The sequence below is a fragment of the Enterococcus sp. DIV1726a genome (genome assembly GCF_051710985.1).
Taxonomy (GTDB): domain Bacteria; phylum Bacillota; class Bacilli; order Lactobacillales; family Enterococcaceae; genus Enterococcus_B; species Enterococcus_B hirae.
In genome coordinates, this window is the sequence record NZ_JBIOLS010000001.1 from 1,060,305 (window position 1) to 1,077,485 (window position 17,181).

General features: G+C 37.1%; 19 protein-coding genes. 18 read left to right on the forward strand and 1 reads right to left on the reverse strand.

Annotated features, from left to right (window positions below):
- Positions 1–5 precede the first annotated feature (5 nt).
- From IGJ27_RS04810 to IGJ27_RS04850, 9 genes are all read left to right on the forward strand, one after another.
- Positions 6–953 (forward strand): thymidylate synthase, encoded by a 948-nt coding sequence (locus tag IGJ27_RS04810; RefSeq protein WP_178306046.1) that lies wholly within the window; start codon positions 6–8, stop codon positions 951–953.
- A 19-nt stretch (positions 954–972) separates the two neighbouring features.
- Complete coding sequence (locus IGJ27_RS04815) at positions 973–1,467, forward strand: dihydrofolate reductase (RefSeq protein ID WP_010719546.1); 495 nt, start codon at positions 973–975, stop codon at positions 1,465–1,467.
- A gap of 231 nt (positions 1,468–1,698) precedes the next feature.
- Positions 1,699–2,541, forward strand: a complete 843-nt coding sequence (locus IGJ27_RS04820) for a DegV family protein (protein ID WP_010719545.1) — start codon at positions 1,699–1,701, stop codon at positions 2,539–2,541.
- 145 nt (positions 2,542–2,686) lie between these two features.
- Positions 2,687–3,580: an SGNH/GDSL hydrolase family protein gene (locus IGJ27_RS04825; RefSeq protein WP_178306045.1), complete on the forward strand. Its 894-nt coding sequence runs from the start codon at positions 2,687–2,689 to the stop codon at positions 3,578–3,580.
- Positions 3,580–4,281, forward strand: coding sequence for a YpmS family protein (locus tag IGJ27_RS04830; RefSeq protein WP_010719543.1), 702 nt, complete (start codon positions 3,580–3,582; stop codon positions 4,279–4,281). Before IGJ27_RS04825 ends, IGJ27_RS04830 begins: the two co-directional genes overlap by 1 nt.
- A 29-nt stretch (positions 4,282–4,310) precedes the next feature.
- The gene (gene msrA, locus IGJ27_RS04835; RefSeq protein ID WP_010737371.1) at positions 4,311–4,829 is read left to right on the forward strand and encodes a peptide-methionine (S)-S-oxide reductase MsrA; all 519 of its coding nucleotides are present in this window, start codon (positions 4,311–4,313) and stop codon (positions 4,827–4,829) included.
- Positions 4,826–5,047, forward strand: coding sequence for a YozE family protein (locus tag IGJ27_RS04840; protein ID WP_010719473.1), 222 nt, complete (start codon positions 4,826–4,828; stop codon positions 5,045–5,047). Before msrA ends, IGJ27_RS04840 begins: the two co-directional genes overlap by 4 nt.
- A 121-nt stretch (positions 5,048–5,168) precedes the next feature.
- The gene (lepB, locus tag IGJ27_RS04845) at positions 5,169–5,720 is read left to right on the forward strand and encodes a signal peptidase I (RefSeq protein WP_034700293.1); all 552 of its coding nucleotides are present in this window, start codon (positions 5,169–5,171) and stop codon (positions 5,718–5,720) included.
- Positions 5,721–5,937: 217 nt separating this feature from the next.
- Entirely contained in the window at positions 5,938–6,951 is a 1,014-nt protein-coding gene (locus tag IGJ27_RS04850; protein ID WP_178306044.1) for a lipoate--protein ligase, read from the forward strand.
- 91 nt (positions 6,952–7,042) lie between these two features.
- Here IGJ27_RS04850 and IGJ27_RS04855 read toward each other — a convergent pair whose 3' ends face one another.
- Positions 7,043–7,441, reverse strand: a complete 399-nt coding sequence (locus IGJ27_RS04855) for a VOC family protein (RefSeq protein WP_010737374.1) — start codon at positions 7,439–7,441, stop codon at positions 7,043–7,045.
- 343 nt (positions 7,442–7,784) lie between these two features.
- Between IGJ27_RS04855 and IGJ27_RS04860 the strand changes: the two genes are divergently transcribed.
- From IGJ27_RS04860 to hslV, 9 genes are all read left to right on the forward strand, one after another.
- Positions 7,785–8,231 carry a LytTR family DNA-binding domain-containing protein gene (locus IGJ27_RS04860; RefSeq protein WP_034700296.1) on the forward strand — a complete coding sequence of 149 codons (447 nt, stop codon included), beginning with the start codon at positions 7,785–7,787 and terminating at the stop codon, positions 8,229–8,231.
- Positions 8,228–8,659 carry a hypothetical protein gene (locus tag IGJ27_RS04865; RefSeq protein WP_010737376.1) on the forward strand — a complete coding sequence of 144 codons (432 nt, stop codon included), beginning with the start codon at positions 8,228–8,230 and terminating at the stop codon, positions 8,657–8,659. Before IGJ27_RS04860 ends, IGJ27_RS04865 begins: the two co-directional genes overlap by 4 nt.
- A gap of 668 nt (positions 8,660–9,327) precedes the next feature.
- On the forward strand, positions 9,328–10,188 hold the full coding sequence (gene ylqF, locus IGJ27_RS04870; protein ID WP_178306043.1) for a ribosome biogenesis GTPase YlqF: 861 nt from the start codon (positions 9,328–9,330) through the stop codon (positions 10,186–10,188).
- Complete coding sequence (locus IGJ27_RS04875) at positions 10,181–10,948, forward strand: ribonuclease HII (protein ID WP_096710453.1); 768 nt, start codon at positions 10,181–10,183, stop codon at positions 10,946–10,948. Before ylqF ends, IGJ27_RS04875 begins: the two co-directional genes overlap by 8 nt.
- Before the next feature lie 61 nt (positions 10,949–11,009).
- Entirely contained in the window at positions 11,010–11,867 is an 858-nt protein-coding gene (gene dprA, locus IGJ27_RS04880) for a DNA-processing protein DprA (RefSeq protein WP_081128696.1), read from the forward strand.
- A gap of 120 nt (positions 11,868–11,987) precedes the next feature.
- Positions 11,988–14,066: a type I DNA topoisomerase gene (gene topA / locus IGJ27_RS04885; RefSeq protein ID WP_178306042.1), complete on the forward strand. Its 2,079-nt coding sequence runs from the start codon at positions 11,988–11,990 to the stop codon at positions 14,064–14,066.
- A complete protein-coding gene (gene trmFO, locus IGJ27_RS04890) occupies positions 14,035–15,408 on the forward strand; it encodes an FADH(2)-oxidizing methylenetetrahydrofolate--tRNA-(uracil(54)-C(5))-methyltransferase TrmFO (protein ID WP_051092533.1) in 1,374 nt (457 codons plus the stop codon). The genes topA and trmFO overlap by 32 nt, the downstream gene beginning before the upstream one ends.
- A 282-nt stretch (positions 15,409–15,690) precedes the next feature.
- Entirely contained in the window at positions 15,691–16,590 is a 900-nt protein-coding gene (gene xerC, locus IGJ27_RS04895) for a tyrosine recombinase XerC (RefSeq protein ID WP_096710450.1), read from the forward strand.
- A gap of 39 nt (positions 16,591–16,629) precedes the next feature.
- Positions 16,630–17,178 carry an ATP-dependent protease subunit HslV gene (gene hslV, locus IGJ27_RS04900; protein WP_010719461.1) on the forward strand — a complete coding sequence of 183 codons (549 nt, stop codon included), beginning with the start codon at positions 16,630–16,632 and terminating at the stop codon, positions 17,176–17,178.
- Positions 17,179–17,181: the final 3 nt, after the last annotated feature.

Below are 17,181 nucleotides of genomic sequence, written 5' to 3' on the forward strand. Positions count from 1 at the left end.
AAAAAATGGAGCAAGCATATCTTGATTTAGGCAGGAAACTACTAGAAGAAGGACATGAAAAAGGCGACCGAACAGGCACCGGTACACGCAGCATTTTTGGCTATCAAATGCGGTTCGACCTACAAAAAGGATTTCCATTATTAACAACGAAACGGGTTCCTTTTGGGTTGATTAAGAGTGAATTGTTATGGTTTTTAAAAGGGGATACGAATATCCGTTATCTTTTACAAAATAACAATCATATCTGGGATGAATGGGCGTTTGAACGATATATCAAAAGTGATGAATACCATGGGCCAGATATGACTGATTTTGGCCATCGAAGCATCTCTGATCCTGAGTTTAATAAACAATATCAAAAACAAAGTCAGCTATTTTGTGAAAGAATTTTAACTGATGACGCATTTGCTGAAAAATATGGCGATTTAGGTCACATCTATGGGTACCAGTGGCGCCATTGGGAAACGAAAGATGGTGGGTTTATCGATCAAATCAAGGAAGTGGTCGAAGCAATCAAAAAAACACCTGATTCAAGACGTTTGATCGTGTCTGCTTGGAATCCAGAAGATGTTCCTAGTATGGCGTTACCGCCTTGCCACACGATGTTTCAATTTTATGTTCATGATGGTCGTTTAAGTTGTCAATTGTATCAACGGAGTGGTGATGTATTTCTAGGTGTGCCTTTCAATATTGCCAGTTATGCTTTGTTAACCCATCTGATTGCGCATGAAACTGGATTAGAAGTTGGTGAATTTATCCATACTTTAGGTGATGCTCATCTCTATTCAAATCATGTGGAACAAATGAAAGAACAACTTTCAAGAGAAATGCGTGCGTTTCCTAAATTAGTTTTAAATACAGAAAAAAATTCTGTGTTTGACTTTGAAATGGATGATATCAAGGTTGAAGGCTATGAACCTCATCCAGCAATCAAAGCGCCAATCGCAGTATGAACACAGAAAGGATGATGAAATGTTAGCTGCTATCTGGGCACAAGATGAAAATGGGTTGATCGGTAAAGAAGACCAACTGCCTTGGCGATTACCCAATGATCTGAAGTTTTTTAAACAAATGACTGAAGCGAATACTTTAGTTATGGGAAGAAAAACATTTGAAGGTATGGGAAGTCGTCCGTTGCCTAACCGTCAAACAATCGTGATGACAAGAGATCGTGATTACCAAGCTGACAATGTCATGGTTATGCACGAGATTGAAGAAGTATTGGATTACGCAAAGGAAAACGATGGTATTTTGTTCGTTGCGGGAGGATCAGCTATTTATAAAGAATTTCTTCCTTTTTGTTCGGTGCTGTATCGCACAGTCATCCATCATTCTTTTACAGGGGATACTTATTTTCCAGAAGTTGATTGGGATCAATGGTCATTAATCAATATCAGTCAAGGGGAGATGGACGAAAAAAATCCTTATGCCCATCAATTTGAAACATATCAACGAAAAAGAAAATAAATAACCAATGAAAAAAGGTATTTCCTGAAAGCTTGTTTAGCACATTTTGGGAAATATCTTTTTTAATAAAGTTGAAATGATCAATACCACATCTTTGGATGAAAACGGAATCGTTCGTAGAGGTATTTAATGAAAAAACGTCTGTTGTCTGTTATACTTAAAAAAGAAATTGCCTTTATTAGTACTTGTTGTAAACCAAAAGGCATCTTGTTAAAGGAAGAGTGAGATAGTATGACAAATGTAAAAATCGTAACAGATTCTTCTTGTACAATGGAAAAAAGTGTGCGAGATAACTTAAATATCCAGGTGATGCCGCTAGCTATCATGATCGATGGCGTGGTCTATCCTGATGACGATCAATTAGGTGGAGAAAAATTCATGGATATGATGGCTCAAGCTAAATCATTACCAAAAACGAGTCAACCGCCAATCGGTGAATTTATTTCAACCTATGATCAACTTGGCGAAGATGGCAGTGAAGTTATCTCGATCCATATGACTAAAGGTTTGAGTGGAACGGTTGAAGCGGCCCGTCAGGCAAGCAATCTGACTAAAACGAAAGTGACTGTCATCGATAGTGATACAACCGATCAGGGGCTGTCCTTCCAAGTGATCCGTGCTGCTGAACTTGCACAAGCAGGAAAAAGTGCTGATGAGATTCTTGAAGAAATCAAAAAAGTACAAGAAAATACAAAATTATATATTGGGATCTCCACATTAGATAACTTAGTCAAAGGTGGGCGCATTAGCCGAGCAACTGGTTTATTGTCAAGTGTATTGAACATACGTGCTGTGATGAATTTCACTCATGGAGAGTTGATCCCAGTTGCTAAGGGTCGAGGAAAGAAAACCTTTGACAAATGGTTCAATAATTTGAAGAAAGAATTAAAAGAACTACCAAATGTTCGTCAAATTGGGATCTCTCATGCAGATGCTCAAGAGCTTGCTCAAGAATTTAAAGAAGGACTACAAGAATTATTTCCTGATATGACGATTCCTGTTCTACACACGAATCCAGTTATTGCAACACATACGGGGAAAAACGCCTTTGCAATCATGTATTACGTTGACTAAATCAAGAGGATAAATCATTGGTCAGTTAGCCATTGATTTTATCCTTTTTTTCTTTATAATAATTCTTATTTTTTTCAGAAACACTACCTTTTTATTTTAATTTTTGATAACATAAGAAACAATCGAATAATATGAGGTGAATGATATGAAATTAACAAAACGACAACTATTGCTCGTTTTGTTCCCATTACTAATCGCTATATTTGTATATTTAGGACTATCTTTATCGATTCCAAAAGCTAAACCGCTATTAAAACCAGCAGCGACAGTTAGTCAAAAGACGGATCAAAAAGAAAAAATCCATTATGTAGCTATCGGCGATTCGTTAACTGAAGGAATAGGAGATCAAACGAAACAAGGTGGTTTTGTTCCATTAGTAGCCAACGATTTAAAAGATCGCTATGATCTGACTGCTGTTGAAATTGAAAACTATGGGGTAAACGGTGAACGGAGCGATCAAATTTTAAAACGGCTCAAGAAAAATTCAGAGATTCAAACAAACATTAAATCAGCTGACTTTATCACTTTGACAGTGGGCGGAAATGACTTAATGAAAGTGATTCAAAACGATCTATTTGGGATCAGTATCCAATCATTTAAGCGACCATTACAAAAGTATCAGAAAAATGTTGAACAACTGATTGAAGAAATTAGGAAGTTAAATGGTCACGCACCGGTTTACATCTTAGGTATTTATAATCCATTTTATTTGAACTTCCCTGAGATTAAAGACATGCAGACGATTGTGAACAACTGGAATGCTGGGACTGAGTCTGTTGTCAAAAATGCGGACAACTGCTATTTTATCCCAATCAATGATTTGCTATATCAAGGGTTAAACCAAAAAGTTGGCGTAACTGAAGAAGGAACGAATCAGTCAAGTACTAGCGAAAGTACGTCACATAGCAAAAATAATGTATTGTATGAAGAAGATCATTTTCATCCTAATAACTTAGGCTATCAATTGATGGCAAATGCTGTACGAGATGAATTAATTGAAACGCAAGACCAGTGGTTGCCAAGGGAGGATCAGAAATAATGGAAAAACGCTCAAAAAAGGTTTCGACAGAAACGAATACTGAAATTCAAAAGAAAAATTATTGGAAATGGGCTTTTTTGATCCTTTTAGGGGTTGTTCTTGGATCAAGCATCTTTTTAGGTACTCGGATTTTTGCGAATCGAGAACCGGATTTTGCTAAGGTGCCAGCGATCACCCAAAGACAAGGAGATCCAGTCTTGACCATCAACACCAATAAAGAAAAGGTCAATCAAATGATCAGCTTTTTCTTGACAGATTATCAAAAAGACCAAGGTATTCAATATAAATTTTATCTTGAAAATGAAGCGATGTTGAATGGTACGTTTGAAGTATTAGGATTTCCAATCAACTTTTATCTGTACTTTGATCCATATGTGATGGAAAATGGAAATGTCCAATTAAAAGCGAAAAGTCTTTCGATCGGCACATTGAGTTTACCGATCAAAGATATCATGAATATGATCAAGCGAAATTATAAGTTGCCTGATTGGATTGAAATCAATACGGATGATTTGACGATCATGCTACGTTTAGATCGCTTCCGTATGCAAAATGGTATGTACATCAAAGCAGATAAAATTGATTTAGTGAATGATGACATTCGTTTTAGTCTATATCTACCTAAAGAAACTGGTGAAAAGACAACGAGCAATAAAACGACAAAGAATACTGATACCACCGACACGAGTGTAACGAAGTAAACAGTGGGTCATTGATGGGAGAGAGAAGGATGGAAAGAGCAATTTTTGCTGGAGGATGCTTTTGGTGTATGATTCAGCCCTTTGATACGCTACCAGGGATTCATACGATCATGTCTGGCTATACAGGTGGACATGTGCCATCTCCAACCTATGAACAAGTCAAATCTAAAACGACTGGTCATACAGAAGCGGTAGAGATCATCTATGATCCAGAGAAAATATCATATCAAGAATTAGTGGAAATCTATTGGCAGCAAACCGATCCAACGGATGCATTTGGACAATTTGAAGATCGTGGCGAGAATTATCGGCCGGTTATTTACTTTACGACAAATGAACAGAAGAGAATCGCGGAAGAAAGTAAAAATCGATTAGCGGCTAGTGGTCGGTTTACAAAACCGATCGTGACCACGATTGAAAAAGCACAACCATTTTATTTGGCTGAGCCAGAGCATCAAGATTATTATAAAAAAAATCCTGAAAATTTTGAGCGAAACCATGCAAGAAGAGCGGCTTTCGTCAAAGAAAACTGGGAGGAAAGAATGTGAATCAAAGCTTCTATCATTATTTAATGACTCTTCGTGGCGGTAAACAAGCAGATCAACAGTCTGTTTTCGCCACAGAAGCAGGAAAAGATATCCAGTTTCCTAAACATAGTACGAGTTATGAAGAAATTTCCGATTATCTAGAATTGAATGTGGATTATTTGTCATCTATGGATATATTTGATGAGGTGTGGGAAAAATATTTAGAAAACAGCCATTGATTCTGCGTTTGTTTTCTTCATTTTTTAGAAAAGATCAAAAAGGAAACATCTAGTCGCATTTTTTGTTTTTTTTTTCTATAATAGAGAAAGAACGATAACCTTGAGAGTGGAATGATGGATATTGACAAAAAAACAACGCTATATCGACCGTTTTTGGCTTATAATCAAATATGTACTTTGCTCCATCTTGATCGCTTTTATTTTAAGAGGATTTCTTCTTATTCCAGTGCCAGTGGAAGGTAATTCGATGGAAAACGTCTTGAAACAAGGTGACATGGTTGTAATGGAAAAATTTTCTGAAATCAGACGGTTTGACGTAGTTGTTTTTCAATTGGCTGATGGAACGATTTATATCAAACGAGTGATTGGGTTGCCAGGAGAGACAATTAGCTATGAGAATGATCAGCTGAAAGTGAATGGAAAAGTGGTCGAAGAACCTTTTCTAACGAAAAATAGAAAGTCAGATCATGAAAGTAGTCCTTATACAACGGACTTTACTCTGGAAGAATTAACGAATAAGACAAAGCTGCCAGCCGACAGTTACTTTGTTTTAGGGGACAATCGACGTGTTTCGAAAGACAGTCGCTCCTTTGGTATGATTACAGGAAGCGAAATATTGGGTAAGGCTCGCTTTGTTTACTATCCTTTGAACGAGATAAAATGGATTGGGTAAAGAAAAGAGATCATTCAGGATGATTTCAAGGTGCTAATGCCAGCGCTAATTTGTTTTAGAGTGAAGCAACCTCCAAAAGTTAGGTTTTCTGTTCTAACTTTTGGAGGTCGCTTTTTTACTTGATTAAAAGAGTACAATTAAGATATAAAATGAACTAATTTCTTGCCATTTTATGTTCTAAAAGAGATGATAGGAGAAAAAGTAAGAAGGGATAAAAGTGCGTTATCATATCATGGAAAGTTTAGATATTCGGAGAAATCTAGCAACAGAGGAATATCTTATGAACAGTTTTGACAGTGATGAACCTTTATTTTTACTATATATTCAAAAACCTTGTGTGATTATTGGACGAAACCAAAATAGTTATGAAGAAATCGATCTCAAGTATTTAAGGGAAAAAAACGTGACACTCACTCGGCGAACCTCAGGTGGAGGTGCTGTATATGATGACTTAGGAAATCTAAGCTTTAGCTTTGTGACCAGCAAAAATGCAATGAAATTTGGTGAATATGAATCCATTACCTCGCCTATTATCACAGCATTAAGAAAAATGGGCGCAACCAAAGCAGAAGTTGGTGGACGTAATGATATGTATATCGAAGGAATGAAATTTTCTGGTAATGCCATGTATACGAAAAAAAATCGGTTATACTCACATGGTACATTAATGTATGATGTTGATTTGTCCGTTCTTGATAAAATTTTGACGGTTTCCAAAGAGAAAATTGAGTCTAAAGCAACGAAATCAGTAAAAAAAAGTGTGACGAATCTGAAACCATTTTTAAAAGAAAAATATCAATTTGAAAAAACCGCTGACTTTAGAGATGCACTGATTTGTGAAGTCTATCAGGTCGATGATCTGCAAGAAATTGAAGATAAAAGGGTAGATTTGACGAAGAAAGATGAACAAAACATTGAACAAATCGTCCAGAATCGTTATGCTAATGATGATTGGGTCTATGGTGAAACACCAAGGTTTTCGGTGAAACGCAGAATCAGGCTCCCAAAAGTTGGAATTGTGGACGTCCGTTTGTCGACACTGCATGGGAGAATCAATGAGATTCGTTTTTATGGGGATTTTTTTGGACAAAAAGATGTAAGTATTCTTGAACAACAATTACTTGGTCAAAAATTTATTTATGAAGAAATAAAAAACGCATTAAATGATATGACTGTTTCAGATTATATCTTTCATTTTAATAACGAAGATCTACTAGCACTACTATTTTAGTCAAACAAGCCAAAATAAGTGCATAGGAGACCAAGATAATTTATCTAAAAAAGCCTTCCATCTGTTTTTCTAATGGAGGGCTTTAAAAAATTTACATTTTCATCCAGACAGGCTCTAATGTATTTCCATCTAAATCTTGGACTTCAAGTGAAAACATTTCTTCTTCAGACATGCCCATATCGACTTCATGGTAGCTTCCGCCATTTTCTTTCGCCGTATTCGCAAACTTTTTAACTTCATCCGCATTTGCTACACTAAAAGAAATCAAGGCGCCACTTGTTTTTTTATTATCTGCGATTTCTTTGTCTTTTAAGAATTTTTTGTAAAAACCGTGAGAGAGTAACATGATCCAAAATGTGTCGTCCCAAACCACAGCGCTTGCTTCGTCAGTTGAAAATTCTTCGTTTTTCTTAAAGCCCAATTTTTCATAAAAAGCAACAGACTTGTCTACATCTTCAACGGGGAAATTAACAAAAACCATACTGTTCATTTGTACCTCTCCTTTCTTTTATCCTATCATCTATTAAAATGTAAACGTTGTCAAAAGATGCGTGCTGAAAGAATTCTTCTTTACAGTTTTATAAACGTTCATTGAATATATTTATCGGCAGAATACTAGAAAAAACGATTAAACCCAATCGAATGTCGTTCATCATTAAAGACAGGAACATTCTTCATTTGAAGAAGCAGGGTACACCTGAATAGGGAGGAAGTATTGAAATGTTTCCTATCTCTTGCAATCTTCTTGCGAAAAAGTGCAACCTCATGGAAAGGAATTGAATATGGTATGCGTACGGCTTAAACTGAGAGTATCAAAGCAAGGAGGAGAGAATTTGAGAATAAAATTTGGAATTGATAATCACATTGCACAGGATACAGTGAAGGTAACTACCCATTCTTCTTGCGAAAAAACGTGGGGGAGAATAAAAGAAGCTATTCTGACTACGGAGCAAACAATCGTAGTAATTGATGCAAAAACAAATAAGAAAGTTTCCAGGCTATTAAGTGATGTCTCCTCAATCGAGTCAAAAGAACAGATGTGTCATGTCGTTTTTACATCAAATGAGAGGTATCTATTAGCTGTACGGTTAAAAATAGTTGAGAAGCAATTTACAAGTTACGGATTTGTGCGGATCAACATTAGTACGCTGGTTAATCGATCTTTTATTAAAGCTTTTCGTTCTACGGATAATGCACGGGTTGAAATTGAAATGAAAAATGGTTCTAAATTTATTGTGAATCGTCACTATGTAAAAAAATTTAAGGAGATGTGGGTATGAGTAAACAGATAAAACATAATTTTTTTCAAACGTTCTCGTTAAGCAGCATCTGGTTGATATTTATAATAACAAGCTTCTTTGCGAAAGGACAGATGATCCATGTTTATTTTCTTTGGCACGTAATGGGTGTTAGTCTAGTTTGTGCATTAGTCTTTGGTGTGATGTATGATGTGCTTTGGAATCATCTTACGCTGAAACCAGTCAGTAATATTTTGATTGCGACTGTTGGAAATACAGTTGCGGGTTTAGCGATTTTCAATTTGCTTTCATTCAAACTGCCTTTGGCAATTTCACCAATTAATCTTTTGGCAATTTATCTTATTTTAAATTTGATCTTACACACCATTGCTTTTTATCTATACGCAAAAAATGAGAGCAAAAAGCAAGCAAGAGCGTTAAATAAAAAAATAAATAACTCAATCGATTAAACGTTAGAAAGCAAGTTGGAAGTTTTCCACTCATTTTTAACTGAAAAAGGATAATCGATAGTTGATGATTCCAAAATTCAGAATCGATAATAAAGTGAAAAAATATCTAAAATTATATTGAGTAATGGATCACGAAGAAGTCTTAAAGGATGTGTTATCTCACCAATTTGTAGCATGGAGGAATCAAGAACCCAGAGAACGGAAAATGCCAAAATGAGAGTGCGATTAGTAGGGAAATATGATAAAATACGGAACAGGCGCCTTTTTGTTATTTATAATGATGTATTTTCTTTTTATTAATAGTAATAAGAATACAAAACATGTTTGATAAAGAAAAATACCCTAAGGCGTTGAGATTTAGTATCATGATAGAAGGATTATTCTGCCGAACCACTGATGAATAAAAAGCGGTATCCACTTTAAAAAATTGTAAAGTCAGGATAAATGCATAAAAATAATCGCTGATCTTAGGTTCATGGTAGTATGGATAGTTGCAGAGCTACTTTTGAAAGAGTCTACCCAATAATTGTTTTGAATAATATAAGGAAAATGAGCCTAATCAACTTACTTGATGGTAGTAGACTTGTATGCATAGATTTACTAAGGTTAAATATGATAATGTAAGAATAAGGTTTGAAATCCTTATATGAAAGGAATGAATTTATTCTATGACGATCCAATGGTTCCCAGGGCACATGGCAAAAGCCCGTCGTGAAGTTTCTGAGAAAATGAAATATGTCGATATCGTCTTTGAATTAGTCGATGCGCGATTACCTTTGTCTTCACGTAATCCAATGCTTGATCAGATCATCCAACAAAAGCCAAGGTTGGTATTATTAAATAAAGCTGATCTAGCAGACCCCCAACAAACGAAGTTATGGCAAACGTATTTTCAACAACAAGGTCATCAAGCATTAGCGATTACCGCTCAAGAGAGTAAAGGGATCAAAGCGTTGATTCCAGCAGCCAAAGAAGCACTAAAAGAAAAAAGGGCACGTGATGCTGCTCGAGGGATCAAACCACGAGCAATCAGAGCCATGGTTTTAGGTATTCCAAATGTCGGGAAGTCAACATTGATGAACCGCTTAGTTGGGAAAAAAATTGCGCAAACAGGTAATAAACCTGGTGTGACAAAAGGACAACAATGGTTGCGCCTAGGTAGCGAATTAGAGTTATTAGATACGCCAGGAATCTTATGGCCTAAATTTGAAGATGAAGAGATCGGTAAAAAACTAGCACTAACCGGAGCCATTAAAGACCAGTTAGTTCATTTAGATGATCTCGCTATTTATGGCTTAGATTTTTTCGCTCGTTACTATCCAGGAAGAATCGCAGAGCGCTATCAGTTGCCAGAAGAAGAAGAACAACAATTAGCACCTGAATTATTGATGACGATTACTGCAAAGCGTGGCTATAAAGATGATTATGATCGTGGTAGTGAAGTGGTAGTCTTCGATATCCGTCAAGGAAAACTTGGGCGTTACACGTTAGATCGATGTGAAGAAATGGGGAAAACAAGCGATGAGTGAATCGATCCAAAGTATCAAGGAACGATTAAAAACAGTGACGTCGTTAACTGATCCCTTCATTGCCGAACTAAAGCAAGATCAGCGAAAAGGGGTACAACAAGCGCTTCTATCCTTTGAGAAACAAGTAAAAAAAACGGCATTGATCCAAGAAAAATATTTGGAAATGTCATTATTTGAGAAGCAGGCATATGAACAAGGATATGAATGGATTGCGGGGATTGATGAAGTAGGGCGTGGGCCTTTAGCAGGGCCAGTAGTAGCGGCCGCTGTCATCCTACCTAAAGACGAACCGATCCTTGGATTAAATGACTCGAAACAATTATCAGAAAAAAAACGAGAACAGCTTTATGACCAAATCCAACAAAAAGCACTTGCTATCGGTATCGGCATCATTGATGAAAAAAAGATTGATGAGGTCAATATTTATGAGGCAAGCAAACTAGCAATGATCCAAGCTGTAGAAAAGCTGGCGATACGTCCAAATTATCTCTTAATTGATGCCATGACATTGGATTTGCCAATCCAGCAAGAAAAATTGATCAAAGGAGATGCTCGTTCAGTTTCTATTGCGGCAGCAAGTATCATTGCAAAAGTTTATCGTGATGATTTAATGAAAAAATATGATGAACTATATCCAGGTTATGGTTTTGGTCATAATGCTGGTTATGGAACGAAAGAACATCTACAAGGCTTAGCAACACAAGGAATTACCCCTATTCATCGGCGCTCTTTTGCACCGATAAAAAATTATTTATCTTAAGATGTTTGACCGTCTCTTGCGTATTTTATTTAAAAGTAACTTCGAGAGGCGGTTTTCGTTCATGGATCAGATTGAAGGATTTTTACTTAAATTAGCTTATGCGAAAGGAATTAGCAGTCAAGGAAAATGGGCGGTTGTCCAGGCTTTATTGGAAGCTCAAACAAGCGAGTTGTCTTCTTATGAAATCATTGAAATCGCAAAAATTGTTCGTCATCGAGAAAAATTTCAAGAAAGTTGGCGGCAAATCAATCAAAATTTTTCGAAGTTTAAAACAGCTCAGTCATTCATTACTTGTCTTGACCCGTGCTATCCCCCGCAACTTTTTCATCTTGCGACACCACCGATTCTTTTATTTTATTCTGGTGATCTTTCTCTACTAAAACAAAAGATGCTCAGTGTGGTTGGGGGCAGGAAAACCTCGGTCTTGGCAAAAAAAGTTGTACATGAACTTTTAACTCCGGTCATAGATGCTAACTATGTCATCGTTAGTGGCTGTGCCAAAGGAATCGATACATACGCACATTTGGCTGCGATTAAAAATACTGGAAAGACGATTGCGGTAATCGGTACAGGAATTAAAAAAGCCTACCCAAAGGAAAACCAATTTCTTCAAGCAGAAATTGGAAAGAATCATCTTTTACTTAGTGAATATCCACCATACGAAGGACCAAAACAATACCGCTTTCCCATGAGAAATCGAATCATTGCTGCTTTGTCACAAGGCACTTGTGTCATTGAAGCAAAGCAAAAGAGTGGTTCTTTGATAACAGCACAACAAGCGTTAGAAATCGGTCGAACTGTTTTTTCTGTACCTGGAAATATTTTGACACAATACTCAACTGGCTCCCATCAACTAATTCAAGATGGTGCTGTTTGTGTGATTTCTGGTGAAGATTTATTGTTCGAGTTGAAAGAATAACAGGAACTTCTCATTTGATTTTCTTGACAAACGTTTTCTGAATGGATATGATAAGCTACGATTTGTATGAGTCCGCTTAATATAGTAGGAACATGTCAATGGAAAGGAGTCCATTCAGTAATGGCATATAAATATTTAGTGATTGTGGAATCACCTGCAAAGGCCAAAACCATTGAAAAATATCTTGGTCGTAATTATAAAGTAATGGCCAGTGTCGGTCATATACGTGATTTACCTAAAAGTAAAATGGGAATTGATGTCGAAAACAACTATGAACCCCATTATATTTCAATTCGCGGAAAAGGCGATGTGATCAAAAGTTTAAAATCAGCAGCAAAAAAAGCGCAAAAAGTTTATCTTGCAAGTGACCCGGATAGAGAAGGGGAAGCAATTGCTTGGCATTTAGCCTATTTACTAGGTTTAGATTTATCAGAAAAAAATCGTGTGGTTTTTAACGAAATTACTAAGGAAGCGGTAAAAGCAGCCTTCAAGGAACCAAGAACGATCGACGTGGATTTAGTGGATGCCCAACAAGCAAGACGGGCGTTAGACCGCTTGGTGGGCTACTCCATCAGTCCAATCCTATGGCGCAAAGTCAAAAAAGGATTAAGTGCTGGAAGAGTACAGTCTATTGCATTAAAAATTATCATTGATCGTGAAAAAGAAATCCGTGATTTCATTCCAGAAGAATACTGGAGCATTGACGGTAATTTCAAAAAAACACGTAAAAAATTTAAAGCAAACTTTTGGGGAATTGATGGCAAGAAAAAGAAATTGCCTGATGCCCAATCCGTAAAAGAAGTTACTGATCGTATTGATGGACCAGATTTCACCGTTCAAAAAGTTGAAAAGAAAGAACGGAAACGAAATCCAGCAAACCCATTTACTACGAGTAGCCTACAACAAGAAGCTGCTAGAAAATTGAATTTTAGAACACGGAAAACGATGATGGTTGCGCAACAATTATATGAAGGGATCTCCTTAGGTAAGCAAGGGACTGTAGGTTTGATCACATATATGCGTACCGATTCAACACGGATCGCTGAGACTGCGAAAGCAGAAGCGGCTACCTTCATCGAAGAAACTTACGGGAAAGAATTTTCTAGTCATGCACAACGTAAAATCAAAAATGCGCAAGGTGCGCAAGACGCCCATGAAGCAGTTCGCCCGACAAGTGTCCTACGTACTCCTGAGGAAATCAAACAATATTTAGACAAGGACCAATTAAAACTCTACACCCTTATCTGGTCACGATTTATTGCTAGTCAAATGACACCAGCGATATTAGATACCATGAAAGTTACCTTAGAACAAAATGGCGTACTTTTTATTGCGAATGGCTCTAAAGTTAAATTTAAAGGGTTCATGCAAGTCTATGTTGAAGGCAGAGATGATGGGAAAGAAGATAAAGAAAATATCTTACCAGAACTAGCACAAGGGGACATTGTTCAATCAGTGGACATTGAACCGAAGCAACATTTCACGCAACCGCCAGCAAGATTCAGTGAAGCAACTTTAATCCGTGCTTTGGAAGAAAATGGTGTGGGACGTCCTTCCACTTATGCGCCAACGCTGGATACGATCCAACGACGTTACTATGTCAAATTGACACAAAAACGCTTCGAACCAACTGAATTGGGTGAAATCGTCAATTCTTTGATTTGTGATTTCTTCCCCCAAATCGTCGATATCCATTTTACCGCTGAAATGGAAGGTGATTTGGATAAAATTGAAGAAGGAAAAGAAGCATGGATCGAAGTGGTGGATCGTTTCTACAAACCATTTGAAAAAGAATTGACCAATGCAGAAGAAAAAATCGAAAAAATTCAAATCAAAGATGAACCGGCTGGATTTGACTGTGATATTTGTGGGCATCCGATGGTTATAAAATTAGGAAAGTATGGTAAATTTTATGCATGTAGTAATTTTCCTGATTGTCGAAATACGAAACCAATTGTTAAAGAGATCGGTGTGACTTGTCCAGTTTGTCATGAGGGTCAGGTGATTGAACGCAAGTCTAAGAAAAACCGAATCTTTTACGGGTGTTCACGTTTTCCAGACTGTGACTTTACTTCTTGGGACAAACCAGTAGGTCGAAATTGTCCGAAATGTGACCAGTATTTAGTTGAAAAGAAAGTCAAAGGCGGAAAACAAGTCGTATGTATCAATGGCGACTATGAAGAAGACATTCAAAAATAAAATGAGAAGAGGTCTTTATTTGAAAACTGTTAATGTAATAGGTGCAGGATTAGCTGGAAGTGAAGCAGCTTGGCAAGTCGCTCAAGCTGGTGTTCCTGTTCGTTTATACGAGATGCGCCCAGTGAAATCAACGGAAGCACACCATACAAGTAATTTTGCAGAGTTAGTCTGTTCCAACTCCTTGAGAGGGAATAGTTTAGCCAATGCAGTAGGTTTATTAAAAGAAGAAATGCGACGGTTAAATTCAGTCGTGATCACTTCAGCTGATGAAACAGCTGTTCCAGCTGGCGGTGCCTTAGCAGTGGATCGGGATTCTTTTTCTGAGACGATCACACGTAAAGTCAAAGAACACCCGCTAGTAACAGTCATCAATGAAGAAATCACTGAAATTCCAGAAGGGATCACGATCATTGCTACTGGTCCCTTAACCTCTCACCCGTTAGCTGAAAGTATTAAAGCATTCAATGGTTCTGACGGATTCTATTTTTATGATGCAGCAGCACCGATCGTAGACAAAGCAACGATTGATATGGATAAAGTCTATTTAAAATCACGCTATGATAAAGGGGAAGCTGCTTATCTAAACTGTCCAATGACTGAAGAAGAGTTTAAAGCATTCCACGAAGCTTTAACAACAGCTGAAGTAGCCGAACTTAAATCATTTGAAAAAGAAAAATACTTTGAAGGCTGTATGCCGATCGAAGTGATGGCTCAGCGTGGCTTTAAAACAATGCTGTTTGGTCCAATGAAACCAGTTGGATTAGAAGATCCAAAAACCGGTAAACGCCCTTATGCGGTGATCCAGTTACGTCAGGACAATGCCGCTGCCTCATTGTATAACATCGTTGGTTTCCAAACGCACTTAAAATGGGGAGAACAAAAACGGGTTTTCCGTATGATCCCAGGTTTAGAAAACGCAGAATTTGTCCGTTATGGTGTGATGCACCGCAACAGTTTTATGAATTCACCAGAATTATTGAAACCAACTTATCAATCAACCAAGCGTGAAGACTTGTTCTTTGCAGGACAAATGACTGGTGTGGAAGGTTATGTTGAAAGTGCAGCTAGTGGTTTGCTTGCAGGGATCAATGCTGCTCGTTTAGCTAAAGAAAGTGAGCCGATTGAGTTTCCACGAGAAACAGCGATTGGGAGTATGGCGTATTATATTACACATGCTGAAGGAAAACATTTCCAACCAATGAATGCGAATTATGGTTTGTTCCCTGAATTACCAGAGCGCATTCGTGACAAAAAAACACGTTATGAAGCGATTGCTCAAAGAGCACTTCAGGCAAATGAACAAATAAAAAAAGAATTAATTGATGAAGTAACAGCTCAGTAACATGAAGTGAGCCCGGGACAAAGGTGTTCCGGGCTCTTTACTAGGCATAAAATAAATATACAACACATCTTTTATTTGCAGTGTTCCAAAAAAAATTTTTTCTTTTGGTAAAAAATGAGTAAATATCAGATTAAAAAAAAGGTCGTAATCTAAGAATTTTGTCAAATTAATTGTTTCAATTGTGAACAAACTTAGAAATATTGATTAAATTCTGACAATTTATTTGTTTTTTTAATTTTGCTATGCTAAATTTATCTCTGGGATTAAAAGGAAGGTGATAAAATGCTAGAACAAACGTGGAAAGATAAGTTTTTGCGTTATTTAATCGTGGAACGTGGTTACTCTGAAAAAACACGAGAAGCATACGAGGAAGACCTCACTAATTTTGAAAGATTTCTTACAGAATCAGGAGAGGATGATTTATTAAAAATCAATCACTTAGATGTTCGAGTGTATTTAAGTTACCTAACTGATGAAAGATATAGTAGAAATTCGATCAGTCGTAAGATTGCAAGTCTGCGCTCTTTTTATCAATACCTTTTAAAAGAAGAAGTGATCAAAGAAAATCCTTTTTCTTATGTCCACCTAAAAAAGAAAAATTTGAAACTACCTCGCTTTTTTTATGAGAATGAAATGCAAGTATTATTTGACAGTGTCAAAGGAGAAAAACCTTTAGATTTGAGGAACCAAGCGCTATTAGAAGTTCTTTACGGTTCGGGGATTCGATTAAGCGAGTGCAGTAATTTGAAACTAGCAGAAATCGATTTCGACTCCGAAGTCATGTTGATTCATGGTAAAGGGAATAAAGAACGGTATGCACCACTTGGTTCATTCGCACAAGATGCCTTACAAGAGTATTTTGAAAAAGGGCGAAAGGCTTTGATGGATAAATACCACAAGAGTCATGACTATGTTTTTGTGAACCATCATGGTGAACCAATTACGCCAACAGGGATCGAGTATGTATTGAATCAAGTGATTAAAAAGAGTAGTTTAGATAGTTCGATCCATCCACATATGCTGCGGCATACCTTTGCTACACACTTGCTGAATAATGGTGCAGATATGCGGACAGTTCAAGAACTGTTGGGTCATGCTAATCTATCTACTACACAGATCTATGCTCACGTGACAAAAGAAAGTTTACAAAAAAATTATCGCTCGTTTCATCCAAGAGCGTAATAGAAAAGGATCAGTAATCTTAATTGGGAGGAAATAACTATGGTAGAATCACAATTTCATTCAACGACGATTTGTGCCGTTGAAAAAGATGGAAAATTTGCAATGGCAGGTGACGGTCAAGTTACAATGGGCGAATCCGTGGTGATGAAAGGAAGCGCAAGAAAAGTCCGTCGAATCTATAATGATGAAGTCATCGTAGGATTTGCTGGAAGTGTCGCAGACGCATTTACATTGGAAGAAAAATTTGAAGGCAAATTAAATGAATACAATGGTAATTTACAGCGAGCTGCAGTGGAATTAGCGCAAGAATGGCGGACACAACAGTCCATGCAAAAACTAGAAGCAATGTTGATCGTAATGAACGAAAAAGAAATGTTATTAGTTTCAGGTACTGGGGAAGTGATTGCACCAGATGATGGAATTTTGGCCATTGGTTCAGGAGGGAATTTTGCATTAGCTGCTGCTCGAGCAATGAAGAACTACGCACAAAACGACATGAGTGCCAAAGAAATCGCAGAGAATGCATTGAATATTGCAGCAGACATTTGTATCTTTACAAATCATAATATTATTGTGGAAGAATTATAGAGG